This window comes from Pararhizobium sp. DWP1-1-3 (genome assembly GCF_049896125.1).
Lineage (GTDB): Bacteria > Pseudomonadota > Alphaproteobacteria > Rhizobiales > Rhizobiaceae > Pararhizobium.
Window position 1 is genome coordinate 820,187 of record NZ_JAFCTR010000001.1, and the last position, 24,552, is coordinate 844,738.

General features: G+C 60.1%; 24 protein-coding genes. 8 read left to right on the forward strand and 16 right to left on the reverse strand.

Going from position 1 to position 24,552, the window contains the following annotated elements:
* Positions 1-83 precede the first annotated feature (83 nt).
* Positions 84-638 (reverse strand): RBBP9/YdeN family alpha/beta hydrolase, encoded by a 555-nt coding sequence (locus tag ACP7BS_RS04020; RefSeq protein WP_426228293.1) that lies wholly within the window; start codon positions 636-638, stop codon positions 84-86.
* Positions 639-865: 227 nt separating this feature from the next.
* Here ACP7BS_RS04020 and ACP7BS_RS04025 point away from each other — a divergent pair, with 227 nt between their 5' ends.
* Positions 866-1,672 (forward strand): DUF2189 domain-containing protein, encoded by an 807-nt coding sequence (locus ACP7BS_RS04025; RefSeq protein WP_426236266.1) that lies wholly within the window; start codon positions 866-868, stop codon positions 1,670-1,672.
* Positions 1,673-1,743: 71 nt separating this feature from the next.
* Here ACP7BS_RS04025 and ACP7BS_RS04030 read toward each other — a convergent pair whose 3' ends face one another.
* The 7 genes from ACP7BS_RS04030 to ACP7BS_RS04060 form a co-directional block, all read right to left on the reverse strand.
* On the reverse strand, positions 1,744-2,049 hold the full coding sequence (locus ACP7BS_RS04030; protein WP_426236268.1) for a PilZ domain-containing protein: 306 nt from the start codon (positions 2,047-2,049) through the stop codon (positions 1,744-1,746).
* Positions 2,050-2,197: 148 nt separating this feature from the next.
* Positions 2,198-3,499 carry an adenylosuccinate lyase gene (gene purB / locus ACP7BS_RS04035; protein ID WP_426236270.1) on the reverse strand — a complete coding sequence of 434 codons (1,302 nt, stop codon included), beginning with the start codon at positions 3,497-3,499 and terminating at the stop codon, positions 2,198-2,200.
* A gap of 61 nt (positions 3,500-3,560) precedes the next feature.
* Positions 3,561-4,115 (reverse strand): hypothetical protein, encoded by a 555-nt coding sequence (locus ACP7BS_RS04040; RefSeq protein ID WP_426236272.1) that lies wholly within the window; start codon positions 4,113-4,115, stop codon positions 3,561-3,563.
* On the reverse strand, positions 4,112-4,849 hold the full coding sequence (locus ACP7BS_RS04045; protein ID WP_426236274.1) for a DUF2259 domain-containing protein: 738 nt from the start codon (positions 4,847-4,849) through the stop codon (positions 4,112-4,114). The genes ACP7BS_RS04040 and ACP7BS_RS04045 overlap by 4 nt, the downstream gene beginning before the upstream one ends.
* A complete protein-coding gene (gene rpe / locus ACP7BS_RS04050; protein ID WP_426236276.1) occupies positions 4,846-5,523 on the reverse strand; it encodes a ribulose-phosphate 3-epimerase in 678 nt (225 codons plus the stop codon). Before rpe ends, ACP7BS_RS04045 begins: the two co-directional genes overlap by 4 nt.
* 73 nt (positions 5,524-5,596) lie before the next feature.
* On the reverse strand, positions 5,597-6,616 hold the full coding sequence (locus ACP7BS_RS04055) for a P1 family peptidase (RefSeq protein WP_426236278.1): 1,020 nt from the start codon (positions 6,614-6,616) through the stop codon (positions 5,597-5,599).
* Positions 6,613-7,701 carry a branched-chain amino acid ABC transporter substrate-binding protein gene (locus tag ACP7BS_RS04060; protein WP_426236280.1) on the reverse strand — a complete coding sequence of 363 codons (1,089 nt, stop codon included), beginning with the start codon at positions 7,699-7,701 and terminating at the stop codon, positions 6,613-6,615. Before ACP7BS_RS04060 ends, ACP7BS_RS04055 begins: the two co-directional genes overlap by 4 nt.
* Before the next feature lie 227 nt (positions 7,702-7,928).
* Here ACP7BS_RS04060 and ACP7BS_RS04065 point away from each other — a divergent pair, with 227 nt between their 5' ends.
* Both ACP7BS_RS04065 and ACP7BS_RS04070 read left to right on the forward strand, forming a co-directional pair.
* Positions 7,929-8,378, forward strand: a complete 450-nt coding sequence (locus tag ACP7BS_RS04065; RefSeq protein WP_426228556.1) for a flavin reductase family protein — start codon at positions 7,929-7,931, stop codon at positions 8,376-8,378.
* A gap of 105 nt (positions 8,379-8,483) precedes the next feature.
* Positions 8,484-8,801 (forward strand): TfoX/Sxy family protein, encoded by a 318-nt coding sequence (locus ACP7BS_RS04070; protein WP_426236282.1) that lies wholly within the window; start codon positions 8,484-8,486, stop codon positions 8,799-8,801.
* Here the strand turns inward: ACP7BS_RS04070 and ACP7BS_RS04075 are convergent.
* From ACP7BS_RS04075 to ACP7BS_RS04095, 5 genes are all read right to left on the reverse strand, one after another.
* A complete protein-coding gene (locus tag ACP7BS_RS04075) occupies positions 8,791-9,213 on the reverse strand; it encodes an NUDIX domain-containing protein (protein ID WP_426236284.1) in 423 nt (140 codons plus the stop codon). The genes ACP7BS_RS04070 and ACP7BS_RS04075 overlap by 11 nt on opposite strands.
* Positions 9,214-9,229: 16 nt before the next feature.
* Positions 9,230-10,765 (reverse strand): DEAD/DEAH box helicase, encoded by a 1,536-nt coding sequence (locus ACP7BS_RS04080; RefSeq protein ID WP_426125428.1) that lies wholly within the window; start codon positions 10,763-10,765, stop codon positions 9,230-9,232.
* A 210-nt stretch (positions 10,766-10,975) separates the two neighbouring features.
* On the reverse strand, positions 10,976-12,292 hold the full coding sequence (locus tag ACP7BS_RS04085; RefSeq protein WP_426236286.1) for a M23 family metallopeptidase: 1,317 nt from the start codon (positions 12,290-12,292) through the stop codon (positions 10,976-10,978).
* A 98-nt stretch (positions 12,293-12,390) separates the two neighbouring features.
* Positions 12,391-13,218, reverse strand: a complete 828-nt coding sequence (locus tag ACP7BS_RS04090) for a ferritin-like domain-containing protein (protein ID WP_426236288.1) — start codon at positions 13,216-13,218, stop codon at positions 12,391-12,393.
* A gap of 2 nt (positions 13,219-13,220) precedes the next feature.
* Positions 13,221-13,703, reverse strand: coding sequence for a peroxiredoxin (locus ACP7BS_RS04095; RefSeq protein ID WP_426236290.1), 483 nt, complete (start codon positions 13,701-13,703; stop codon positions 13,221-13,223).
* 352 nt (positions 13,704-14,055) lie between these two features.
* On the opposite strand from ACP7BS_RS04095, the gene ACP7BS_RS04100 reads away from it, so the two are divergent.
* A complete protein-coding gene (locus tag ACP7BS_RS04100) occupies positions 14,056-17,454 on the forward strand; it encodes a DUF3971 domain-containing protein (RefSeq protein ID WP_426236292.1) in 3,399 nt (1,132 codons plus the stop codon).
* A gap of 55 nt (positions 17,455-17,509) precedes the next feature.
* On the opposite strand, the gene tyrS is transcribed toward ACP7BS_RS04100, so the two are convergent.
* Positions 17,510-18,763: a tyrosine--tRNA ligase gene (gene tyrS, locus ACP7BS_RS04105; RefSeq protein ID WP_426236294.1), complete on the reverse strand. Its 1,254-nt coding sequence runs from the start codon at positions 18,761-18,763 to the stop codon at positions 17,510-17,512.
* Between the two features lie 145 nt (positions 18,764-18,908).
* Between tyrS and ACP7BS_RS04110 the strand changes: the two genes are divergently transcribed.
* The 3 genes from ACP7BS_RS04110 (at position 18,909) to ACP7BS_RS04120 (ending at position 21,348) form a co-directional block, all read left to right on the forward strand.
* Positions 18,909-20,042, forward strand: coding sequence for an anhydro-N-acetylmuramic acid kinase (locus ACP7BS_RS04110; RefSeq protein WP_426236296.1), 1,134 nt, complete (start codon positions 18,909-18,911; stop codon positions 20,040-20,042).
* A gap of 110 nt (positions 20,043-20,152) precedes the next feature.
* Positions 20,153-20,986: a diguanylate cyclase domain-containing protein gene (locus ACP7BS_RS04115; RefSeq protein WP_426236298.1), complete on the forward strand. Its 834-nt coding sequence runs from the start codon at positions 20,153-20,155 to the stop codon at positions 20,984-20,986.
* Positions 20,983-21,348 carry a GGDEF domain-containing protein gene (locus ACP7BS_RS04120; protein ID WP_426236300.1) on the forward strand — a complete coding sequence of 122 codons (366 nt, stop codon included), beginning with the start codon at positions 20,983-20,985 and terminating at the stop codon, positions 21,346-21,348. The genes ACP7BS_RS04115 and ACP7BS_RS04120 overlap by 4 nt, the downstream gene beginning before the upstream one ends.
* Before the next feature lie 53 nt (positions 21,349-21,401).
* Here ACP7BS_RS04120 and ACP7BS_RS04125 read toward each other — a convergent pair whose 3' ends face one another.
* Together ACP7BS_RS04125 and ACP7BS_RS04130 are read right to left on the reverse strand one after the other, a co-directional pair.
* Positions 21,402-22,115 carry a DNA helicase gene (locus tag ACP7BS_RS04125; protein WP_426236302.1) on the reverse strand — a complete coding sequence of 238 codons (714 nt, stop codon included), beginning with the start codon at positions 22,113-22,115 and terminating at the stop codon, positions 21,402-21,404.
* Between the two features lie 321 nt (positions 22,116-22,436).
* Positions 22,437-23,162: an alpha/beta hydrolase gene (locus tag ACP7BS_RS04130; RefSeq protein ID WP_426236486.1), complete on the reverse strand. Its 726-nt coding sequence runs from the start codon at positions 23,160-23,162 to the stop codon at positions 22,437-22,439.
* Positions 23,163-23,338: 176 nt separating this feature from the next.
* Here ACP7BS_RS04130 and ACP7BS_RS04135 point away from each other — a divergent pair, with 176 nt between their 5' ends.
* Entirely contained in the window at positions 23,339-24,505 is a 1,167-nt protein-coding gene (locus ACP7BS_RS04135; protein ID WP_426236304.1) for a cysteine desulfurase family protein, read from the forward strand.
* Positions 24,506-24,552: the final 47 nt, after the last annotated feature.

Sequence of the window (24,552 nt, forward strand, 5' to 3'; positions counted from 1 at the left end):
ATTATTTCGGGCATCATGACCGACGACAATGAAAGCCCCCTTAATGTGAGGAAGCTAAAATAATATGGCGGGGAACAGCATTGTCAGGGCTGAAGCCGGTTGAGAAACTGGGCAAAGACCATCGTGCCTTCCGGCCAGGGACCGTGTCCGGATTCACTGTTGATATGTCCCGATTCCCCTGCATCGACGAGCAGTGAGCCCCAGGCGTTGGCTATGTCGCCGGCATGCTCGTAGGTCCCAAACGGATCGTTGCGGCTTGCCACGACCAGACTTGGAAACGGCAGCGGATCGCGGGGGTAGGGGCCGAACGTCATCAGGTGTTTCGGGCGGATCTTCTGATTGGTCACCTCCGGCGGTGCAACGAGGAAGGCGCCGGCGATCTTCTTTTCGATATGCGGCAGCGCATGCAACGCCGTTGCAACGCCAAGCGAGTGCGCAACGATGACAACGGGCTTGGTCGACGCATTGATGTCGTCGATCATCCTCTTCACCCAATCCTCGCGCACGGGCTTGGCCCACTCTGCCTGCTCCACGCGCCGCGCGGAGGCAAGTTTGTTCTGCCACCGGGTTTGCCAATGGTCCGGTCCGGAATTGGTATAACCGGGTACGATCAGGATATCTGCTTCGGATGCTTTCATGATAACGGCGATTTGAGGTCGAGGAGAGCGGAAGTCAAGTGTAAGACCGACGGTTTTGGTATATGTTGATCGGACGGCGCGATTGGTCACGACGCTCCGTGGCAGAAAAAGACGCCGATACCGGGAGCATCGCATTTCGGTCCATCCTACCGGGCTGACCTTCAAGCCGACACTACTGATTGTTCTCGAATGACGTGACACCGCGTGTTTCAGGAGGAGAATTGGTCATGACAGCATTTCATGTAATAGCAGGATCCAGCGCCGGGCTCGTCCATCCGGACATTCGCAGGATCGGCGTAGCTGATGTCTTCGACGCGCTGCGTCTGGGTTGGCAGGATTTCAACGCGAAACCGTCTCACTACGTTTTTCTCTGCCTGATCTATCCAATCGCCGGAGTCGTCCTCGCCACATGGAGTTCGGGCGTCAACATGTTGCCTCTGGTGTATCCGCTGGTTTCAGGCTTTGCCCTTCTGGGGCCGGTCGCCGCCATCGGTCTCTACGAGATCAGCAGACGGCGCGAACTGGGCATGGACACGTCATGGCGGCATGCCTTCGACGTGCGCCGGTCCCCAGCGCTGGCATCGATCCTTGGACTTGCCTTCATGCTGCTCATGCTGTTTGTCGTCTGGCTGCTGGTGGCGCAATCGCTCTACACGCAACTGTTCGGCGACATGCCGGCGACATCGCTTCAGGCGCTCTACCATCAGGTCACCGGAACCGAACAGGGTTGGAACCTCATTCTGGTCGGCAATGCCGTTGGTTTTGTGTTCGCCGTGATCGTGCTTTCGACCGTGGTCGTGTCATTCCCATTGCTGCTGGAGCGCGATGTCGGAGCCGTCGCTGCCATCGAAACGTCAGTACGGGCAACGCTTGCCAATCCGCTTCCGGTTGCCGTCTGGGGATTGATCGTGGCAACCGGCCTGGTCATCGGCTCGATCCCGGTTTTCGTCGGTCTCGCTGTTATCATGCCGATCCTCGGACATGCGACATGGCATCTCTACCGCAAGATGGTCGTCGTCCCGGAAGGCAAGTAGCGCTGCGTAACCCGGTACCTGCGACAAGCGCCGCCGTCTTGGCGTCGCCTTATCGCTGAGAGATGAGGGCCTTAGCGGAAATATTTGTAATAGGACGAAATCTGCGCCGAGGTATTGGAGGACACGTCGAGGCGGATACCGATCTTGTCGCCGCGATACCATTGAACGACACCGGTCAAATGGCCGAACTCGTCACTCTTGATCGAGACTTCCTGGCCGGTCGTGGCATTGATGTCGAAATAGAGTTGAAAACAAATGCCGGCCGCCGACAGGTCTTTGACAATTCCCCGGCTTGATCCGCCCTTGCAGGTCACTTCGCCGGTGAATTTCGTTGTCGTTCGCGCAGTCTTGCGTTCGATGGTCTGCTGGTGCGACATGTTCACCCACTCCTCTCTATTCATTTTTCCGCAATTTCTCATGGAAAACTGACAAAAAGCTTGAGAAATTCGTTCATAATTGAACAAACTGGGTCGAAATCAAACACAAGTTTGGTACGGAGAGCGGTTACGCTCTCCGTAGGGTGGATCAGCCGAAGACGCGGCGGAAGATCGTGTCGACATGCTTGGTGTGATAGCCAAGATCGAATTTCTCACGGATTTCCGCTTCCGGCAGAGCCGCGCGCACTTCCGCGTCGGCCAGCAGTTCCTCAAGAAAATCGGCGCCCTTTTCCCAGACCTTCATGGCGTTGCGCTGCACCAGACGGTAGCTGTCTTCACGCGACACGCCGGCCTGGGTGAGGGCCAGAAGCACGCGCTGGCTCATCACCAGGCCGCGGAACTTGTTCATGTTCTTCAGCATGTTTTCCGGGTAGATCACCAGCTTCTCGATAACACCGGCCAGACGGTTGAGGGCGAAGTCGAGGGTGATCGTCGTATCCGGGCCGATGGCGCGCTCGACGCTGGAATGGCTGATATCGCGCTCGTGCCAGAGAGCGACATTCTCCATGGCGGGAACCACCGACATGCGCACCAGGCGGGCAAGGCCGGTGAGGTTTTCGGTCAGGACCGGATTGCGCTTGTGCGGCATCGCCGACGAGCCCTTCTGGCCCGGCGAGAAGAACTCTTCCGCTTCCAGCACCTCGGTGCGCTGCATGTGGCGGATTTCGGTGGCGACGTTTTCGATCGAGGAGGCGATGACGCCGAGCGTGGCGAAGAACATCGCATGACGGTCGCGCGGGATCACCTGGGTGGAAATCGGCTCCGCCACGAGGCCGAGCTTTTCGCAGACATATTCCTCGACGCTTGGGTCGATATTGGCAAAGGTGCCGACAGCGCCGGAGATGGCACCGGTGGCGATCTCAGCGCGGGCAGCAACCAGGCGGGCGCGGTTGCGGCTCATCTCGGCATAGAAGCGGGCAAAGGTCAGGCCCATGGTGGTCGGCTCGGCGTGAATGCCGTGGCTGCGGCCGATGCGGACGGTATCCTTGTGTTCGAAGGCGCGGGTCTTCAGCGCATTAAGTACGCGGTCAAGATCGGCAAGCAGCAGGTCGGCGGCGCGCACCAGCTGGATGTTCAGCGTCGTGTCGAGCACGTCGGACGAGGTCATGCCCTGGTGGACGAACCGGCTGTCGGGGCCGATGAATTCGGCCAGATGCGTCAGGAAGGCAATGACGTCATGCTTGGTGACGGCTTCGATTTCGTCGATACGCGCGACGTCGAAAGTGGCCGAACCACCCTTTTCCCAGATCGTCCTGGCGGCGTCCTTGGGGATGACGCCGAGTTCGGCCAGTGCGTCGCAGGCATAGGCCTCGATTTCGAACCAGATGCGGAATTTGGTTTCCGGCGACCAGATGGCCACCATTTCCGGCCGGGAGTAACGGGGGATCATGGGCTTCAGCTTTCGTGACGATGGGAGTTGGCTGAGCCTCTAGCAAAGATAGACGGCAATCTCAACGTTGCTGTTTTGGCATCCGGCAGGTCAGCCACAGGCTGGTCAGTGCGAGAGCGGCAAATCCGAGCGGCAGATACAGGCGGATGCCCATGACGATGAACTGATAAATGGCGCTGGCCGAGGTGAACGTGAATTGATAGGCCCAGGTGCCGGTGCCGAACGGGGCGTGCCAGCGGGCATAGAAAATCCGGTAATCGAGGGCAAACAGAACCGCCGTGACGGCGATTGTGCAGAGGGTCAAGCACAGAAAGAATGCCGCAAAGTGGGTCTCCCGGCCTCTTCCCATCGCGCCGAAACGGCCGAGCAGCAGCGCAAATGGCCAGGACGCGACGCCACCACAGAAGAACAGGATGAGAATGCTCTTGAGATGGAAAGTCTCGGCGCCATTGCGCAGGTACAATGCCACAAGTGCCGATCCAGCCATCATCAGGCCCCACAAAGGTGCACCCAGAACGAGTTCCCACAGGCCCGGCAAAGCCAGACGCAGGCGCTGCGCGATTTTTCGCGTCAAGCCGTGCTGCCCGTCCGTTGCCGCATGCTCGGGTGCACTCATTGTGCTGCTGGCGCCGGAACGGCGATCCAGCGGCCGTCGCTGCCTTCGAAACCGACACTCAAGACCTGAACGAGGACAACGTGGACCGGTTCGCCTTGCAGTGGGTTGAACACCATGACACCGCCGATACGGTAACCCGTCGGGCATTTGCGGCTGTCGGGAATGGCCGTGTCGGCGTGCAGCACGCGGTCCGATGACTTTCCGTCCTCTGTTTTAAAGGCGAGACGAAAGCCGGTCGACTGGGGCGTGACATCCTTGCAGAGTGCGGAGGGGGCGAGGGGGATGTCATCGAGCGAGAGCGTGAAGTCTCCACCAACCGGCGGTTCGACGGCATATTGCCGGTATGTCAGGTGATGAGGAGCGCTGTCCGTCTCCGTGATCGGATTGAAGGCGGCGAGCAGGCCGGGATTGGCGCCAAGATCGAATTTCTCGACAAGCGGGGCGGCCTTTGCGGCCGTCTGTGCTCTCACCTTAGCAAGGCTGGTGTTTTCTTCATCGACGCGCAGCCGGATCGGCGTTCCGGGCAAAAAGGTGTCCTTGCGGGTATCGACGAAATAGATGTTCGAATAGGGAAAGCCCGAGCCGTCCTGAACGCCATATTCCTCGAAGGCAAAGACATTGCCATCCGCCGAAAAGCCAAGCGGTTGGAATGAGGCGAAATCGCCAGCACAAGCCGCGCCGGAAAAAAGCGCCGAGGCAAGCAATGCAGCCGCGATTCCGCCCGGCAATCTCATCCGCGGCCTCCTTCGGCGTTGCTGCGCAAGGTGTCGATGGTTTTGCGATAGGCATCGACATGCCCACCGCCGAAGATGGCCGAGCCCGCGACGAACACGTTGGCACCGGCGGACGCCGGAAGCGCGATCGTGTCCAGCGCGATGCCCCCATCGACCTGGATGTCGATCGGCCGGTCGCCGATCATCGCCTTGATGCGGCGGATCTTCTCTTCCATCGCGGGAATGAATTTCTGGCCGCCGAAACCTGGATTGACCGTCATCACCAGAACGAGGTCGATCTTGTCGAGCAGGTAGTCGAGCACGCTTTCGGGCGTTGCCGGATTGACCGAAACACCGGCCTTCTTTCCCAGCGCCTTGATGGCCTGAACCGAACGGTCGAGATGCGGGCCTGCTTCGGCATGCACGGTGATGCTGTCGCAGCCGGCCTTGGCAAAGGCTTCGAGATAGGGATCGGCCGGCGCAATCATCAGGTGGCAATCGAAATAGGCCTGCGTGTGCGGCCGCAGCGACTTGATCACATCCGGGCCGAAGGAAATGTTCGGAACGAAATGGCCATCCATGATGTCGAGATGGATCCAGTCGGCACCGGCGGCAACGACGTCGCGCACTTCCTGTCCGAGCTTGGCGTAATCGGCGGCGAGAATGGAGGGGGCGATGCGGATAGGCAGGGGCATGATATGGGGCTCCAACTGTTTTGCGGGCAATAGCATCGCTTTTCACGGCAAACAACAGATGTTGCCGCTTTCATCATCCCAACGGGTCTAGGTGCGCCGCCCAAACGGGCAGCAGATCGTTTTCCTGGGCCGTCGCGTCATGCACGCCACGGGCGATAGCGCGGGCCATGGTGGAGGCTGCCGCGGCCCCGAGATCGATAAAATCCTGCAGCGAAATGGTTTTGCCGCTTGTTCCGGTCGCCAGCGCAAAGACCAGGTCGCCATCAAGCGGCGTATGCGATGGCCAAAGCGCCCGGGAAAAACCGTCATGGGCGGCGATGGCCAGCCGTTTTGCCTCGGCCTTGGTCAGGACCGCATCTGTGGCGATGACGGCGATCGTGGTGTTTTTTGTTTCGCTCTGCTTGCCGCGAAACTTGATGCGCAGGTCTCGCGCGTCTCTCGGGAACGGATGCGGCATGCCGAGGCCGCCGAATTCCGCGTCCTCCTCGAACGGTGCCGACCAGAAATGCCTGCCGTCACCGATGGTTGCGGAGCCGAGCGCGTTGACTGCCACTAGCGCGCCGATGGTGATGCCGTTGTCGAGGATCGTCGAGGCCGTGCCGAGGCCACCCTTGAACGTGGCCGTCAGGGCGCCAGTTCCGGCGCCGGCGGTGCCTGTCGAAAATTCCAGTGCTGCGGCCTGTACCGCCGCGTAGCCTAGTTCGCGATAGGGCGGATAAAGACCCCAATCCTTGTCGCCGCCATTGATCAGGTCGAACAGGATGGCGGCCGGAACGATCGGGATATGCAGGTTACCGACCGGAAAACCACGGCCCATCTGGCGCAGCGCCGCCTGCGCGCCGGAGGCCGCATCGAGCCCGAAGGCCGAGCCGCCCGACAGAACGATGGCATCGACGGTCTGCACGGTGTTGTGCGGCTCCAGCAGATCGGTCTCCCGCGTACCGGGAGCGCCGCCCAGAACCTGCACGGCAGCGACAGCCGGTTGATCGCAGACGATGACGGAGACGCCGGATTTCAGCCGATGGTCCTCGGCATTGCCGACCCTCAGGCCGCCGACATCGGTGATCGCATTGCGCGGGCCGGGGCGCATCATTGGCTTCCCGAAACGGCCGGCGCGGTGATGAACCGGTTGTTTTGCCATTCCAGCAGGCGGTAGGGGTTTTCAGCCAGTTCGTGACCGGCGTTGAAGCGGATCGGGCCAAGAACCGTCTGGTAGGGACCTTTGGCCAGCGCATCCAGTACAGGGCCGCCATCCTTGCCGGCCTGATCCTTCGCCTGTTCCAACAGCGTGACGGCAGCGAATGCTGGCAACACATAGCCTTCAGGCAGCAATTTTGCCGCCGTCATGGCATCGACGGTGACCTTGGCGTCCGGCAGTGCGGCATAATCGGGCAGGGATACGGCCAGAACGCCGTTTGCCAGCGGAACCGGCAGGTTTGCCGCTTCCAGCGCCTCGCCGCCCATCAGCGTCAGCGGCACCTGTTCGGACGCCGCGTCGCGGGCAATGATTGCGGCATCGGCGCGGTCGCCGCCGGTGAAGACATGCGTCGCGCCACTCTTGGCGAGCCGTCGAACAAGGCTCACCTGCTGTTCCTGGGCGGGACGGTAGGTGTCGGAGAAGGTCGGGGTGAGGCCGATTTCGGCCAGCGCGCCGCGCACGGTTTCCACCAGTTCGCGCCCATGGATCGTTCCGTCCTCGATCAGTCCTAGCGGTTCGTTCTTCCAGCGCGACAGAATGATCTCCGTCACTTTGGCCGCTTCCGCCTTGGCGCTCGGCACCAGCCGGAAGAGTGGCCATTTCTTTTTCAGCGCGTCTTCCATCAAAATATCGGAGCGCACACTCAGCGTCAGGGCCGGAATGCCGGCCTCGGCCAGTGCCGGCAGCGTTGCCTCCAGGCTTTCCGTACACAGGAAACCGATCGCCGCCTCGGCGCCGCTGGCGAGCAGCGCCTTCGTCAGGCTTTCGGCATCCTTAGGCTCGCAGGTTTCCGGGATGGCGATGATTTCCGAGCCGCGATCGTCCGCCTGAAAGCGTGCGCCGTCCAGCATCTGCTGCCCCAGAAGCGCAAACGGTCCGTCCGCCGGGGCGACGACAGCGATCTTCAGGCCTGCAGCCAAAGCCGGGGCGGCCTGGACCGATCCGGCAATCACAAGGCTGGCAAAAATCGTACGAAACATGCGCTTATCCAGTTGAGAATGCCCATGTTTTAAAGATGTGGCAGCAGGGGTCAAAGGAAAAGATCGGAACATGCGCCAGGGGGACGGCAACTGTCGTCGATGAGGAAGAAAAAACAGACGATGGGTTTCATATTTCGTCGCAATGTCTATGTGTTAAGGCGTAACTCGATCTGGAGACTGCCGTGTTGGACAAGACCCAACTGGACCCGCTGGCCTACCGTGATGCCATGAGCCGGCTGGCCGGCCACGTGCATATCGTCACGGCGGCTAATAACGGCGTGCGGCGCGGCGTGACGATCACGGCTGCCTGCTCGGTTTCCGACGATCCGGCGACGCTTTTGGTCTGCCTCAACGGCGCCAATCCGCGCAACGACATCTTTGCCGACAGCGGCAGCTTCGCGCTCAATCTTCTGGGTGCAGACCAGATGGATCTCGCCCATGTCTTTTCGGGCAAGAACAATGTCGATCCGGCAGAGCGGTTTTCCCACGGCACCTGGGGCGAACTGAAGACCGGCGCGCCGATCCTTGCCGAGGCCGTGGCGGTGTTCGATTGCCGGCTGATCGATATCAAGACCGTGGCCACCCATATCGTCCTGTTCGGACAGGTCGTCGCGGTGGCGCTCGGCCCGCAGCAACCGGCGCTCGTCTATCTGGACCGGGACTACCGCACGCTATAGATTTTCCTTGCACCGGCAACGCGGTTCCCGTGGCTTGCGAGCCATGCTGCCGCATATTGATGGAACAGCCGACTTTACCATTCGCATGTTGAAAGGCTGACAGACATGGACAATGCGGCAATCGAGGAGATGTTTTCGGCTCTAGGGCCAGTGACGGTCAAACGCATGTTTGGCGGCAAGGGCATCTATTTCGAGGGCCGGATTCTGGCTCTGGAGGTCAGCGGCGACATTCTGTTGAAAGCAGACGGCGAGAGCGCCGGAGAATTCGCGGCGGCCGGTAGTTCGCAGTGGAGCTATGACGGCAAGGGCAAACTGGTGAAGATGCCCTACTGGTCCGTTCCAGAAGAAGCCTTCGATGATCCCGATGAAATGGCCCGCTGGGTGCGGCTTGCCTTTGAGGCGGCCTTGCGCGCTAAGAAATAGCCAGCGCCCGCAACGCCTTGACCGCATCCTGAGCAAACAGGGAGAGCGGCTGCGGCAGCTCGTCGAGCGAATACCAGCCTATTGCGGACAGTTTGTCGGGTTCCGTCAATTGTGGTTCGCCGGAGAAATCGTCGGTCACGTAAATCAGCGAGATCCAGTGCTGCCGGTCGGCCGCAATCAGCTGTTCGCTGAGGCAGAGAAAACGCGCCGAATGGATTTTAAGGCCGCTCTCTTCCTCCGCCTCGCGGCGGGCGGCGTCGGCTGCCGGTTCCATATGATCGACCTTGCCGCCGACAATGCTCCAGTGACCAGCTTCCGGTGCTTTTAAGCGCTTGCAAAGCAAAAGCTTGCCGTCACTAAAGACGGCAAGCCCTGATCCCACACCGGGAAAATCTATGCCTGGATATGCCATCCGACTGCGTGAAGGCTCAGGCCTTGCCGGCAATCAGCATGAAAGCCGGGATATCGTCGCCGAAGCCGACCGGCGTCGGGCCGTCGTCCTGGTCGCGGCGATAGCGATTGCGGCGATCGCGGTTGTCGTCATTGGCAGGATTCGGCTGGGGAGCAGGACGGTTGCTGTTACGGCCGGCATTCTGCGGTTTCGTTTCTGCCTTGCGTTCTGATCTCACAGGTTCTGCCTTTGCTACTACCGGTTCGAGGGGGGCTGCTACGACTGCCGGACTATCGTCTGATTTGATGTCCGATTTGTGACTGGCCACGGGCCGGGGAGCGTGTTCACGATCCCGGTCATTGCGGCGTCCACCGCGCTTGCCGTCACGGCCGCCGCGCTCCGGCTTGCTGCTCTCGTGGCTCTCCATCGGAGCGGGCAGGGCGGAAAGGTCGCCGTTCAGCCACTCGATGTTCTTGTCGATCAGCTTTTCGATGGCATCGACGAATTTCGTGTCGCGCTTGGAAACCAGCGTGAACGCTGCACCCGAACGGCCGGCACGGCCGGTGCGGCCGATGCGGTGGACATAGTCTTCCGCATGGATCGGCACGTCAAAATTGAACACATGGCTGACATCCGGAATGTCGAGACCGCGAGCGGCGACGTCGGAGGCAACCAGCAGGGTGATCGCATTGTCCTTGAATCCCGCAAGCATTTTCGTGCGCGAACTCTGGTCCATATCACCGTGCAGAGCGCCCACGGAGAAGCCATGACGCGAAAGCGAGCGGTACAGTTCGGCAACATCAAGCTTGCGATTGCAGAAGATGATGGCGTTCTTCAGCTCGTCCTGCTTCTGGATCAGATCGCGCAGCACAGCGCGCTTTTCGTAATCCTTGCTGTGGGTGGCGACCAATCGCTGCGTCACGGTCGTTGCCGTCGAAGACCGCGTCGACACTTCGACACGCTCGGGGTTCTGCAGGAACCGGTCGGCGAGCTTCTGGATTTCCGGCGGCATGGTGGCCGAGAAGAACAGGGTTTGGCGCGTGAACGGGATCAGCTTGGCGATGCGCTCGATATCGGGAATGAAGCCCATGTCGAGCATGCGGTCGGCCTCGTCGATGACAAGGATTTCAACGCCGGTCATCAACAGCTTGCCGCGTTCGCAATGGTCAAGCAGGCGGCCTGGCGTGCAGATCAGCACATCGGCGCCACGCTCAAGCTTGCGGTCCTGCTCATCGAAGGACACGCCGCCGATCAGCAATGCGACATTGAGCTTGTGATTCTTGCCGTATTTTTCAAAGTTTTCCGCAACCTGGGCAGCCAGTTCGCGCGTCGGCTCGAGAATGAGCGTGCGCGGCATCCGAGCGCGGGCGCGGCCCTTTTCCAGAAGCGTCAGCATCGGCAGCACGAAGGATGCCGTCTTGCCCGTGCCCGTCTGGGCGATGCCCAGAATATCACGCCGCTGCAGGGCTGGCGGAATGGCGCCTGCCTGGATCGGCGTAGGGATGGTGTAGCCCGCATCTGTCACTGCGGTAAGAACTTTTTGGCTCAGGCCAAGGTCTGAAAAAGTGGTCAAAGGGAAATCTGTTTCCGTTCCGGTTCGGTCGAACTCTGGTCAATCGGCGCAAGCGTTAACTGCCGTCGCTGGGGCTCTTAGTCCCATAGCCAAGCAAAGTCAAGAAAACCGGTGGTTTGATCGGCGAAAGAGTCAATAATGGACTGCCAACAACAGGATAGCGCAAAAACGCCTGCCGTTACGTCAAGAGCGGCCACAAAGCCATCAAGTTCAATTGATGTAGTGGCTGAGCTTAATGCCTGCGGTCAAAAACCGCATGGGATCGACGGCCTCGCCATTGAGGCGGACTTCATAGTGCAGGTGCGGGCCGGTCGAGCGGCCGGTGCTGCCGGAACGGGCAATGGCCTCGCCGGCGGTAATCTTGTCGCCGGCATTGACCAGTATCGTCGAGAGGTGCGCGTAGCGGGTGGTGATGCCGTTGCCATGGTCGATTTCGACCATGTTGCCGTAACCGCCGGTCTTGCCTGCGGTGATCACCGTGCCAGGTGCGGTTGCGAGGATGCGGGTTCCGGTCGGGGCGCGAAAATCGATGCCGGCGTGCAGCGCCAACCGGCCAAGGAACGGGTCGAGGCGATTGCCGAAGCTTGAGGTAATGTCGCTGGCTGGGGACGGATTGTTGAATGGCAGCTTCCTCGCCTGGCTGCGAACGCTTTCGAGACGGCCAAGCGCTGTATCGAGCTCAACCAGCGAGCTGTCGAAGGCTTCTGTCGTTTCCGGCTCGACGAACGGACCGCCAATGGCATCGTCGTCTGCCGTAACGGGCACCGTAGCCGCCACCGCATCTGCGGCCAGCTTGACGCCGGTGCGGGCGAGAATGGTCATGATGGCATCGGTGGCTTGCGACGCGCCCGCAGTCAGGCTGTCGATCCGGGTTTTCTGTTCCTGCTCGATATCCTTGAGCGACAGTGTCACCTTCGAAAACAACCGATCGGCCCGGTCCGACATGGCCTCCTGTCGGCTCGATGCGGATTGCGGCGCGTAGGCCAGCGCCATCTTCTGTTGCGGCGCTTTGCCGCCCATGCCCATCAAGCGTTCGATGGCTTTCAGGCCGCCACTGGCGTCGGCGCGCTTTTCGTAGGCAAGGGGAGCTGTCTCTGCAGGCTGGACGTCCTTATCTGCGAGACCGGATTCTTCGGCGCGGTCGAGCAGCGTTCCGAGGCGGCCGTGGCGCGATGACAGTGCCATCTGCTGTTGCAGCAGCTTTTCTACCTTGTCTTCGACGACTTGCTGATCAAGGAGCTGGCGGCTGGTGACGCGGTCAACCTGCGCGCGCAAGGCGGCGATCCGGTCCTCATACTCGTGCTGCATGCGCGCCTGGCGCGCCATCGTGCCGCCGATCAGGTCGTCGCGCAACACAAGATAGGAGGTCGCAGCAAGATAGCCGATCGAGAAAACAGAAATAAAACAAACCGAAAGTGCTGCCATCCATGGGCGGACGGTCATGTGGCGAACCTTGTCGCCACTGGCCAGAATGATGATGTGCTTTTGTGCGCGCTTGCCGAAAACCCGGCTTTCCGTAGACACCAACTCACCCCCGCCGCGTGCGATTCTGCCCGTCCTGATGAGGTCGATTAGACACCGTTAAGGTTAATAAAGCCTTGCTGGGCGGCTTTTCTGGCGGCCAATCAGGTATTCACGGAGGCCGTCATAGAGCGATAGAATGATGGTGTCAGGCCTGCTTCGGCACGGGCGATATCGTTGAACGGCGCCTTCAGCGGCCCGCGAAAATTAGCCCTGACCAAGGCTTGGAATGCCGCTGCCGGGTCTTTCTTTTGCCGGGCGCAGAGGAAACGGAACCATTTGGCGCCGACAGCCACATGGCCTTTTTCATCCTCGTAGATCACATCGAGCACCGCAGCGCTTTCCACATCGCCGGCCTCGCGCATCTTCGCCTGCAGGGCTGGCGTCACGTCAAGGCCGCGCGCCTCGAGAATCAGCGGCACGACCGCCAGCCGCGCCGTAAGGTCGTTGCGCGTATCGTGGGCTGCCTGCCAGAGCCCGTCATGGGCCGGCAGGTCGCCATAGTCGGCACCAAGCTGGCGCAGACGATCGCGCACCATGCGGAAATGCTTGGCCTCCTCGAAGGCGACCTTCATCCAGCCGTCGAAGAACGAGTTCGGCACGGGCTCCGTTGCAAACCTGGCGACGATGTCAAGCGCCAGATCGACCGCATTGAGTTCGATATGGGCAATGGCGTGCAGCAGGGCGATCCTGCCCCTGTCGGTGGTCAGCGCGCGTTTTGGCACCTGCCTTGGCGGTATCAGCTCCGGCTTCTCCGGCCTTCCGGGACGGTCTGGCACGGGTGTATCGAGCGGCGAGCGCAGCGACAGGGTCCGGGCATTCCACCGGCGCGCGGTTTCCTGGGTCAACAGCGTCTTGATATCCAGATCGGCCGCACGGATTGCGCGGACGGCCCCGTCACGGAGGCTTCGGATCGCCGGCAGGCTGGTCATCGTCAAACGGTTCCGGTGGCAAGGCTCTGGGCTGCGGCGAGCACCTCTTCGGCATGGCCGGCAACCTTCACTTTTGGCCAGATGCGCCGGACGACGCCATCGGGTCCGATCAGCAGCGTTGTCCGTTCGACCCCCATATATTTGCGGCCGTACATGCTCTTTTCGACCCAGACACCGTAGCTGTTCAGCACAGCCAGATCCTCGTCCGAGGCGAGAATGACGGACAGATCGTATTTCTTGGCGAACTTGTCGTGCTTCTTCACCGAATCGGGCGACATGCCGATGACCACAGCGCCAGCTGCAGAAAACTCGCCCAGGAGTCCGCTGAACGCGATCGATTCGGTGGTGCAACTGCTGGTGTCGTCCTTTGGGTAGAAGAAAAGCACGACGGACTGTCCCTTGAAATCCGACAGAGAGACGTTTCCGCCGCCATCACGGGGCAGGGTAAAGTCGGGCGCAATTGCGCCTTCGGTCAGGTTCGCCATGGTTAGTCCTTTATTCTGGGTCATATGCCGCAAGAGGCATAGCCAATCGGAACCCTGCCCGTCCAGCGCCGGAGGAACGGAAGGCTGTTTCGAGCACAGGCAAGATCGGTTCGATGGCAGACATCGTTTGCCCCCGGACCGTTCTTTAACTACTGTGCAGCGAATGCAGATTCAAAAATCCCCTGCGGTAGGTCGCTGGCATTTTCGGGCGAAAAATTGGGACGAATCAACCACATATGACATCGGTTCGGCACCGTGGCCATGGAGCTGTTTGATACTGGGAAATGGAATCGCAACAGATTTGGAAAATACCGCATGATTCTTTTTCACACTTCCGAGGTCACCGGCGCTGATGAATGAAATCCGCGGCGAAAAGGTATCGTTTCGCAAGGAAGACATTGTCGTTCTGCATTCCCTGCCGTCGGCGCAGGCCCATGATCCATGTATCGTCCACGCGCCGAACAAACGTGGCATCACCCATCGCGTCTTCACCGCGACGGCAGTCATCGCCTCGCTCGTCCTTTTGCTTGGCGCAGCGCTTTTGGCGGCCATCGAAGGCGGGTTGCTCGACGCACCATTGAATGCACGCGCGCAGGCGGCGCTGAACGCAGCGATCGGTGGCGTTTATCGTGCCGAGGTGGGCAGCACGGTATTGCGCGTGACGTCGAATGGCGCTTTGGCTTTGAAGGCGCAGGACGTGACGCTGGTGGAAAACGTCTCCAACAAGCGCCTGGTCACCACCGATTCCGTCTTTATCGAACTCAATCCGCTGGCGTTGATGACCGGCCGGATTGCCGTTTCGCGAATCGAGGCCGAGGGATCGACGCTTGATCCGTCGTTGCTGCCACAGGGCAAGCCGATCGATCTGACGGCCATTCGTATCGCCGATGTCGCCAGCGGGCTGGAGGTTGTTTTCAACCAGATCGACAATATTTCGCAACTGATCAGCCGCAGCAATACCGAAACCGTCCGTATCGCCGACCTCCGTTTGTCGTTTGCCGGTCTTCGCCAGCGCATCGTCCCAATGGTGGTAGAGACCCTGGATTTCAAGCGCACCGCCGATGGCTCCATGCAGATCGACGGCGTCTTTTCCATCGATGGACAATCCTCGGAACTGCATTTGCGGGCCGACCGGCAGAGCGGGCGCATCGCGACACTCGACGGTTCCGCCATCGGCTTGCCGCTGTCTGCTTTCCTGCATCGCAATGAGACAGCGACGGAACTTGCATTTGGGGTCAAGAGCAGCGCCGATCTGACCATCAAGGCGACGCGTGCCGCCGAAAACATGACGCCGACCCTGCAGTTGAACGGCCGTTCCAATAATGGCGCATTCGATGCGGGTGGATTCACATCGGAGCTCAAACCCTCGGAACTGAATATCAGCTACGACTTTGCCCGCGACCGGATCGAGATCCTGCCGTCAATGGTGCGCGTTGGTCGTTCAACCTTCCCGTTTACGGGTGCGATTGCTGATATCGACCCCGCCGTGCTTGCCGGTAAAAACGGCTTTTCGATCGATCTCCTTCTGCAAGCGGCGAGTTCGTCGCCGATCGACGTGTCCGAGGCGCCGCTGATCTTCGATGCCAAGGCCCAGGGGCACTACTTGCCGGAAAGCCACCAGCTGGTGTTTGACGAACTGACGGTCGCAAGCGGGCTCGGCACGGCGGCCGGCTCTCTCTCCATGACATTTGGGGATACATCACCGCAGATCAGTTTTGCGCTTCTGACGAGCAAGATTCAGTCGGCTGCGGTCAAGCAATTGTGGCCCTGGTGGGTTGGCAAGAATGCGCGGCGCTGGGTGATCAACAACATCTTCGGCGGCACGGTCACCGATGGCAAAATCGAAGTCTTCCTGCCGATGGGACGCATCACGCACACTGTCGGTCCCATCGATCTGAATGCCGAGGAGTTGAGCGTTCAATTCAACATCGCCGATGCGCGGGTCAATCTGGCCGGCGACATCCCGCCGTTGCGCGACGCTGCCGGCGCCTTCAAGCTGAAGGGCGAACATCTGGATGTGGCGATCGAACGCGGCACGGCCTATTTCCCGTCCGGGCGATCTGCCACCGTGAACGGCGGTAACTTTGTTATTCCAAATACATACGAAAAGCCGCTGATCGCTGAAATGAAGCTCGATGTCGCGGGGCATGCCGACGCAATCGCAGAGCTTGTCAGCTACCGGCCAATCCTTGCCCTGCAGCGGACACCTTTCAAGCCGGAGGATTTTTCTGGCGAGATGACGGCCGAGGTCGGCGCGCGTTTCGGTTTGATCACCGCCCAGAAACCGCCGCCTCCGTTATGGCAGGCGGAAATGATGCTGAATGGCGTCACCGTCAACAAACCGTTTGCCGGCCGTGATATCTCCGACATAAAAGGCACGTTGCGGATCGATCCGAACCAGGCCGTGCTTGAGGCCAAGGCCGATATCGATGGCGGAGAGATGGACATCTCCGTGGTCGAGCCTGTCGGATCGGCCAGCACGGCCAAACGCAAACGCGAGATTTCCGGAACACTGAATGACGGCGAGCTTGCAAAGCTGGCCCCAGGGTTGGCCGGCATCATCAGTGGGCCTGTCGCGCTCGATATCCTGATCAATGACAATGATCAGCACACGGTTTCAGCTGATCTCGGCGGTGCCTCCATTTCGCTGCCCTGGATCGGCTGGTCGAAGGGTGCTGGCATTGGCGCCAGGGCGACCTTTTCCGCATCCACCACCGACGGCGTCACCCAGATCGGCGACCTGAAGCTGAACGGTGATGGTTTCGGTGCCACGGGTGCCCTTGTGCTCGACAAATCAGGTTTGAATTCCGGAGAGTTTTCCTCGGTTCAACTCTCCAAAGGCGACAATTATGCCGTCGACATCAAGCGTCAGAAAGGTGGCTTTGCCATCAGCGTCAATGGCTCGTCCGCTGATATGCGCCCGGTCATCGAAAGCCTGCGCAGCGGGTCGGGCGACGGAGACGGCGGCGGCGACAGCAAGCGGATCGCCATCAGCGCCAACCTTCAACAAGTGACCGGCTTTCACTCCGAGACGCTGTCCAACGTCAACTTGAGCTATGCAGCGAGGGGCAAACAGATCGACGCCGTCGATCTGTCGGCGGTGACCGACAGTGGTCAGGCCGTTGTTGCCAAACTGACGAAAAACGGTGCCGACAACATTCTCGAGCTGACCAGCGGCGATGCCGGCTCTCTGGCGCGATTTGCCAATATCTACAGCAATATGCGTGGCGGCCTGCTTAATCTGAAATTGCGCGATCGCGGCGGCAGCTCATGGCTGGGCAATGTCGATATCCGGAAGTTTTCACTGGTTAACGAGGCGAGGCTGCAATCGATCGTCTCGACGCCGACAGGCGCCGATGGCAGAAGTCTGAACCAGGCGGTAAAGAAGAATATCGATGTCAGCTCGGCCCGCTTCGAGCGCGGTTCCGCCAATATAGCACTCGATAATGGCTCGATCGCGATCGACAGCGGGGTCGTGCGCGGGGTTGATGTCGGTGCGACGTTCCAGGGCACGGTGCGCGACGCGAACGGCAACATGGACATGACCGGCACGTTCATGCCGGCCTATGGGCTCAACCGTCTGTTCGGCGAATTGCCGATCATCGGTGTTCTTCTCGGCAACGGCCGCGACCGGGGCCTGCTCGGGATCACCTTCAAGCTGGTTGGCCCCTTCGCCAAGCCGAATCTGACGATCAATCCGCTGTCGATTATCGCCCCCGGCGTGTTCCGCAGCATCTTCGAATTCCAATAAAAAACCGGCGGGAACGCCGCCGGTTTGCATGTCGTTCCATCGTTGCGGGGGGCACTTAGGCCGGCCGGACGAGAATGTGCTTTTTCTTGCCGAGCGACAACTTGATGACGCCATCCGCCGTGACATCACCTGTGCCGATCACCTGACGATCATCGCTGACCGCCTTGTCGTTCACTCGAACGGCGCCATCCTTCAGAAACTGCCGCACCTTGCCGTTCGATTCGGCCAGCCCGGCGCGCACGAACAGTGCAAGAACCCCGACACCGGCCTGAAGCTCCGCCGTGGGCACGTCGATGGACGGCAGGTTGGCGGCGAGCGCGCCTTCTTCGAAGGTCTTGCGAGCAGTCTCTGCAGCCTCTTCCGCTGCCTCACGGCCGTGCAGTGTCGCAGTGACTTCGGTTGCCAGGATCTTCTTGACCTCGTTGATCTCGGTGCCTGCGAGCTGCGAAAGGCGGGCGATCTCGCTCATCGGCAAGGTCGTATAGAGCTTAAGGAAGCGGGATACATCGGCATCTTCGGTATTGCGCCAGTATTGCCAGAAATCGTAGGCCGACATCATGTCCGGGTTGAGCCAGATGGCACCGTTGACAGATTTACCCATCTTGGCGCCCGAAGATGTGGTCAACAGCGGCGATGTCAGCGCGTAGAGCTGCGGCGTTCCCATGCGGTGGCCGAGATCGATACCGTTGATGATATTGCCCCACTGATCGGAGCCGCCCATCTGCAGGCGGCAACCTGTGCGCTTGTAGAGTTCGACGAAGTCGTAGGCCTGAAGGATCATATAGTTGAATTCGAGGAACGACAACGACTGCTCGCGGTCAAGCCGGGTCTTGACGCTGTCGAAGGCCAGCATACGGTTGACCGAGAAGTGACGGCCGACATCACGCAGGAATTCCAGATAGTTGATGCCCAGCAGCCAGTCGGCATTGTTGATCATCAAGGCGTCTTTCGGCCCGTTGCCATAGGTCAGATAGTTGGAGAAGACCGACTTGATACTGGCGATGTTAGACGCAATGGTTTCCGGCGTCATCAGCTGCCGAGCCTCATCCTTGAAGGACGGGTCTCCGACCATGCCGGTACCGCCACCCATCAGCGAAATCGGCTGGTGACCGGTCGCCTGCATCCAGTGCAGCATCATGATCTGGATCAGGCCGCCAGCGTGCAAGCTCGGCGCCGTCGGATCAAAGCCGATATACGCCGTCACGGTTTCCTTGTTGAACAGCGCATCCAGTCCGGCATTGTCGGACGTCTGGTGGATGAAGCCGCGTTCGTGGAGGGTGTGCAGGAAATCGGACTTGAATTCGGACATGACCTGTCTCTTTCGGTGGCTGTTTGGAAAAGAATGAGTGCTTGCTGGATATTTGCGCGGCGTTTAGCACTGTTTGGTGAAAAGTGCACCTGTTTGCGCTGGGAATGTTTGCAACGGCAATGTTTGGCTGGGAGTTGAGTGCAGGATGGCGCAGATGAAGACGGCGATCGGGCTGATGAGCGGAACCAGCATGGACGGCATCGATATTGCGCTGGTTCGAACCGATGGCCGCGACCGGGTCGAGCGTGGCCCCTTCATGGGCGTTGCTTACGAACCGGCTTTCCGGAACCGGCTGAAACTGGCCCTGGACGAGGCGCGCGCGCTGACAGACAGGATGGAGCGTCCGGGCGATCTGGGCGCCATCGAGCGAAACCTGACGTTACGGCATGCCGTTGCGGTCAATGATTTTCTCGCTTTAAACGGCCTGTCTCCGGCCGATATCGACGTGATCGGATTTCACGGCCAGACCGTTCTTCATCGCCCGAACGAGGCGTTGACCGTGCAGTTGGGCGACGGCGCGCTGCTGGCGCGGTTGACGGGCATCGCCGTGGTCCACGACATGCGCGCCAATGATATGACATTTGGCGGGCAGGGTGCACCCCTCATTCCTGTCTATCATGCCGCTCTCGCCCGAAGCGCTAAGCAAATGGCCCCGCTGGTTTTCGTCAATATCGGCGGTATTTCCAATCTGACGTTCATCGGCACGGACGGTGATATCGTTGCTTACGACAGCGGCCCGGGAAATACGCTGATCGACCAATGGGTGGAGAGCCATACCGGTGGCGCCTTCGACGAGGATGGCGCGATCGCCAATGCCGGCCGGATCATTCCGGGGCTGGCAGACCGTTATCTCGACCATTCGTTTTTTTCGTCCAACCAGCGCCGCTCGCTTGATCGCAACGACTTTTCGCCGCCAGCCGATGCGGAAGCCGCCCTGGCGGACGGTGCGCGCACTCTTGTCTATGTGACAGCCGCGGCCATTCTCAAATCGTCGAGACACCTGCCGGAGCGGCCCCGAGCCTATGTCATCTGTGGTGGCGGGCGGCTCAATCCGGTCATCATGGACGATCTTCGCAAGCTTGCGGCGCAGGAAGATGCAACAGTCGTTGTTGCCGAGGAGGCGGGGCTTGATGGCGATGCCATGGAGGCGGAGGCATGGGCCTATTTGGCCGTGCGTTCGCTTGAAGGATTGCCGCTGACACTTCCCGGCACGACGGGCGTAACAAAACCGGTCACTGGCGGCGTTTTCAATGCGGCTTTGACACCCGTGATAAACTGAGATTAACGTTTCTTTTGCCAGGCGCAGATACCATTCGCACGAATCTGCAAAGCCTTGCGGCGCAGCGGAGAGGAGCACACGGCCTGTGTGTTTCCGAAACGGACACATCGATGAACGGCGCGCTCTTTCTACTGACGGTGAATTTCCTCATAGCGCAGCTTTTTTGCGTGTTTTTCCTTGTCATATCGAGGCGCAGCCGCATTCCGTCGGCTGGACGCTGGTTTGCTGCTGCATTCGCGGTCGCCTCGCTATCGGCAGTCTTTGAGGTGATGATCCGCTATGGCGACTTCGACCGGATTGCCAGCTTCGGGGCATTCAGTTCCCTGCTCAGCGCGCTGTTGATGATCCGCGTCGGCATTGGCCGCTTGTATGCAGTCCCGGCGAACATCTGGACGATCACGGCGCTTCTCTGTGCAGCGCTTCCGCTCAACTTGATGATCTATGACTTGCCGCGCGGCACATTTACCCATTCGCTCGGCTACCAAATACCGTTCGCGATAGCGGAACTTATCTGCGCGATGGCGGTCTACCGGTCCGGGCGGCGAGAGACGTCCGACCGTATCCTGATGACGTTGCTGCTGATCACGGCCGGTAATTTCGCCAGCAAGGTCTATTTTGCGGTCAAGTTCAGTGGTGGTGACACGGCCCAAGCCTACCTGGGCAGCACCTATGCGCTGGTCTCCCAGAGCCTGAGCGCCGTTCTTGTCGTCTCGACAGGGCTGACATTGCTCGCCGTCATCGTCGTCGAAATCATGGATGACGCCAAGGCCAACTCTGAAATCGATCCCCTGTCCGGTCTGTTGAACCGGCGCGGTTTCGACGCAAGAGTGAACCAGATCCTTGCCCGGCCGATGTCCGCTTATCCGCATTGCGTGATCGTCTGCGATCTCGATCATTTCAAGGTGGTCAACGACACCTATGGTCCGCCGCCGGCGACCAGGTGATTCTGACGTTTGGCCGGCTGCTTGCCGGGCATGCGCCGCCAGAGGCAATCTGCGCCCGTTTCGGTGGTGAGGAGTTCGCCATCTTCCTGCCATCGACCGGAGAAGCGACGGGTTATCTGTTTGCCCAAGGACTTCGCAACAACTTTTCATCGCTTGCCATCATCGGATTGCCGGACACCGTTCGCCTGTCGGCAAGCTTCGGCGTTTGTGCGCTCGCGTCGCCGAGCCAGTCGATTGTCGATACGATCAAGGGTGCGGACGCAGCGCTTTATGACGCCAAGAAGAGCGGGCGCAACCGGGTGAACCGCGCAGGGCAAGCGACACCGGCCAGCCCCAAAGATGGATGGCAGGCGCAGGCCTGACATCTGCGAACCGGCCGCCGGGACGCCTATAAAGTGCCCTTCTGGTTGGAAAATCAGGTTAACGTTTGAAACTGTGCCTTGCCTTGATGCAGGAAACACGCCTTTGAAAAGAGGCTCATGTCGACGCGATTGGGCAGGCGGATGTCTCGAAGATCCGGCAATGGCTTGTTTTGCGGGTCGAAGGAGCGATCGATCTGCGACAGGAACGCGAGGATGATTCCAGCTTTTCGCGCAAAGGCTTGCAGCGCGTCCAGCTGTTCTGAAAGCGCGGGCTTGTTTCTGCGTTGATCAAGGATTTGCAGATAGTCGATGACGGCGACTGTGCCGCAGGCAGCGCCTGCAAGATGATGGATGATGTAGCCGGCGCAGATCTCATCGTCCGTTACGATTTCCACGACATCGCCAAGCCCGGGTGTTTCGCCCTCCAGCGACCGGATACGCTCCCGGGTTTCCTGCTCGGTATATTCCAAGGTGAAGAACACACTTCCCCTGCCGTCGCGGATCGCATCAAGCAGCAGCTTTAGGCCCAGCAACGTCTTGCCATGTCCCGGGCGGGCGCCCAGCAAGACGGTATCGCCATCGGTGAGCCGGGACAGGATGTCTCTTTCGTCTGAAGTCCCGGAAACTTGCGCGGCAAGCAGGCTCCAGCCTGCAAAGCCTTCATCCCGCGCTATGCGGTCCAAGGCGGCATGCAGGGCGATTTTTTCATCGCGCGCCAAAAACTTGGCCCGGCGTTTCAGTTGATAGATCGGGGCGGATAGCCTCATCAACAAACCTCCATTGCGAGCAAAAAACGCAATCCCTCCTTATGCGGCGCTCGAACAGATGGCTCGATGATGAACATACCCCGTATGAACGATACTTCCCCGATTGGAGGGAGGAGGCGCGGGCCAAGCCTGTGCCCTGATCAATACCGCGAGTCGGAAATGGCAACAAGACGCAGGCGCATGATCACCTTGGGAAGGGGCGGGCCGAATCGGCAGGGTTTGGGGGATGACCCCGAAAATAAAATGGCACCCTGCGACGCTTGAGGACGCAGAGTGCCATTCGAAACAAACGTGAGGCCGGGTGAACCGGCCAAAGCGGGTTTAGCGGATGCGTTTTGCCGCCGGTTCCGGCGTCAGTTCGCCGTTCAGCCGCCGGTCGAGATAGTCCTCGCATTCGGCCATCAGCGTATCGACCTGGCCGCTAAAGAAGTGGTTTGCACCCGGCACGGTCTTGTGGGTGATCAAGATACCCTTCTGGGCCTTCAGCTTGTCGACCAGCGTGTTGACATCCTTTTCAGGCGCCACCTTGTCGAGGTCGCCGTTGATGATCAGGCCGGACGACGGGCAGGGAGCGAGGAACGAGAAGTCGTAGGTGTTCGGCTGTGGCGCAATCGACATGAAGCCTTCGATTTCGGGACGGCGCATCAGAAGCTGCATGCCGATCCAGGAGCCGAACGAATAACCGGCGACCCAGCAGCTCTTCGAATCCGGATGCATGCTCTGCACCCAGTCGAGCGCCGATGCGGCGTCCGACAGTTCGCCGGCGCCATGATCGAACTCGCCCTGGCTGCGGCCGATCGAGCGGAAATTGAACCGGAGCGTCGTAAAGCCGCGCTTCTGGAACATGTAGAACAGCTGGTAGACGATCTGGTTGTTCATCGTGCCGCCAAACTGCGGATGCGGATGCAGGACGATGGCGATCGGGGCATTCTTCTGCTTGGACGGCTGGTAACGGCCTTCGAGGCGACCGGCCGGTCCGTTGAAGATGATTTCGGGCATTGGCTCTCCGGGCTTGATTCTGGGACTAAAAACCTGTTCAGCGCTGATGCAGTCTTGACGAAAGCAGTCAGCTTTTCTAAAACCAGTTTAGAACCATTCAAAACTTTGACACGGACTTTCCGTGGCGAGTGCTGTCTCTTACGGCAAGCGAAGCGAAAAATTCAAGGAAAATGCACCGGCCGCATGCCTTTACATGGCAGCCGGTTCATCTTTGGCAAGGGAATATGGGACAAGAGCGCATCTATATGGACTGGAATGCCACCGCGCCGCTGTTGCCGGCCGCGCGCGCGGCTTGCCTAGATACGCTCGATCTTCCCGGCAATCCATCCTCGGTGCATGGAGAAGGCCGCAAAATCCGGACATTGATCGAAAATGCCCGCCGTGATGTAGCCGCCCTTTGCGGTGCCTCTGCTTCCAGCGTGACCTTTACCAGCGGCGCGACGGAAGCGGCAAACTGGGTTCTGACGCCCTATTTTCGCATGGGCAAGACGCCGCTGACGATCGGCCATCTCTATATTTCGGCGATCGAGCATCCGGCCGTTCGCGAAGGCGGGCGGTTCGGCAAGGCTGATGTCAGCGAAATCGCCGTGACGCCGGCGGGCACGATCGATCTGGCCGAACTCGAAGCGGCATTGGCTGCCCATGACCGACAGTCCGGCCTGCCGATGGTCGCGGTGATGCTGGCCAACAACGAGACGGGCATCGTCCAGCCGATCGGTGACGTATCCCGTCTGGTCAAGGCCGTTGGCGGCATTCTGGTCGTCGATGCCGTCCAGGCTGCCGGACGCCTGCCGCTGTCGATAGAAGCGCTTGGTGCGGACTTCGTGATCGTCTCGTCCCACAAGATCGGCGGGCCGAAGGGTGCGGGCGCTTTGGTGGCGCGTGGCGAAATCCTGATGCCTGCCGCGCTCGTGCGTGGCGGCGGCCAGGAAAAGGGGCATCGCTCCGGAACGGAAAATCCCGCCGCGATTGCCGGATTTGGCGCTGCTGCCCGGTTTGCAGCTGACAATCTGAGCCAGCGGATGACCGGGATTTCGGCACTGCGCGAAAAGCTGGAGACAGCGATGATCGCGGCGGCACCCGACGTCATCATCCATGGATTGGGCGGAGAGCGCATTGGCAATACGTGCTTCTTCACGCTGCCCGGCTTGAAATCCGAGACCGGACAGATTGCCTTCGATCTGGAGGGTGTCGCCCTGTCGGCTGGTTCCGCCTGCTCGTCCGGCAAGGTCGGCCAGAGCTACGTTCTGTCGGCGATGGGGCACGATCCGCGCCATGGCGCGCTGCGGATTTCGATAGGGCCGTCAACGACGGAAGCCGACATCGACCGGTGTGCCGAGGTCTTTGCCAAGGTGTCGGCGCGGCGCCGGATTTCAGGGGCTGCGGCGTGAGAGTGAATTAAATTGCGGAAATTGAATTTTCCGCTTGGCAAACGGGG

Bases quoted from the DNA above. Each gene is read 5' to 3' on its own strand.
- ACP7BS_RS04020 (WP_426228293.1), bottom strand. From the start codon at position 638: ATGAAAGCATCCGAAGCAGATATCCTGATCGTACCCGGTTATACCAAT.
- ACP7BS_RS04025 (WP_426236266.1), top strand. From the start codon at position 866: ATGACAGCATTTCATGTAATAGCAGGATCCAGCGCCGGGCTCGTCCAT.
- ACP7BS_RS04030 (WP_426236268.1), bottom strand. From the start codon at position 2,049: ATGTCGCACCAGCAGACCATCGAACGCAAGACTGCGCGAACGACAACG.
- purB (WP_426236270.1), bottom strand. From the start codon at position 3,499: ATGATCCCCCGTTACTCCCGGCCGGAAATGGTGGCCATCTGGTCGCCG.
- ACP7BS_RS04040 (WP_426236272.1), bottom strand. From the start codon at position 4,115: ATGAGTGCACCCGAGCATGCGGCAACGGACGGGCAGCACGGCTTGACG.
- ACP7BS_RS04045 (WP_426236274.1), bottom strand. From the start codon at position 4,849: ATGAGATTGCCGGGCGGAATCGCGGCTGCATTGCTTGCCTCGGCGCTT.
- rpe (WP_426236276.1), bottom strand. From the start codon at position 5,523: ATGCCCCTGCCTATCCGCATCGCCCCCTCCATTCTCGCCGCCGATTAC.
- ACP7BS_RS04055 (WP_426236278.1), bottom strand. From the start codon at position 6,616: ATGATGCGCCCCGGCCCGCGCAATGCGATCACCGATGTCGGCGGCCTG.
- ACP7BS_RS04060 (WP_426236280.1), bottom strand. From the start codon at position 7,701: ATGTTTCGTACGATTTTTGCCAGCCTTGTGATTGCCGGATCGGTCCAG.
- ACP7BS_RS04065 (WP_426228556.1), top strand. From the start codon at position 7,929: ATGAGCCGGCTGGCCGGCCACGTGCATATCGTCACGGCGGCTAATAAC.
- ACP7BS_RS04070 (WP_426236282.1), top strand. From the start codon at position 8,484: ATGGACAATGCGGCAATCGAGGAGATGTTTTCGGCTCTAGGGCCAGTG.
- ACP7BS_RS04075 (WP_426236284.1), bottom strand. From the start codon at position 9,213: ATGGCATATCCAGGCATAGATTTTCCCGGTGTGGGATCAGGGCTTGCC.
- ACP7BS_RS04090 (WP_426236288.1), bottom strand. From the start codon at position 13,218: ATGACCAGCCTGCCGGCGATCCGAAGCCTCCGTGACGGGGCCGTCCGC.
- ACP7BS_RS04095 (WP_426236290.1), bottom strand. From the start codon at position 13,703: ATGGCGAACCTGACCGAAGGCGCAATTGCGCCCGACTTTACCCTGCCC.
- ACP7BS_RS04100 (WP_426236292.1), top strand. From the start codon at position 14,056: ATGAATGAAATCCGCGGCGAAAAGGTATCGTTTCGCAAGGAAGACATT.
- tyrS (WP_426236294.1), bottom strand. From the start codon at position 18,763: ATGTCCGAATTCAAGTCCGATTTCCTGCACACCCTCCACGAACGCGGC.
- ACP7BS_RS04110 (WP_426236296.1), top strand. From the start codon at position 18,909: ATGGCGCAGATGAAGACGGCGATCGGGCTGATGAGCGGAACCAGCATG.
- ACP7BS_RS04115 (WP_426236298.1), top strand. From the start codon at position 20,153: ATGAACGGCGCGCTCTTTCTACTGACGGTGAATTTCCTCATAGCGCAG.
- ACP7BS_RS04125 (WP_426236302.1), bottom strand. From the start codon at position 22,115: ATGAGGCTATCCGCCCCGATCTATCAACTGAAACGCCGGGCCAAGTTT.
- ACP7BS_RS04135 (WP_426236304.1), top strand. From the start codon at position 23,339: ATGGGACAAGAGCGCATCTATATGGACTGGAATGCCACCGCGCCGCTG.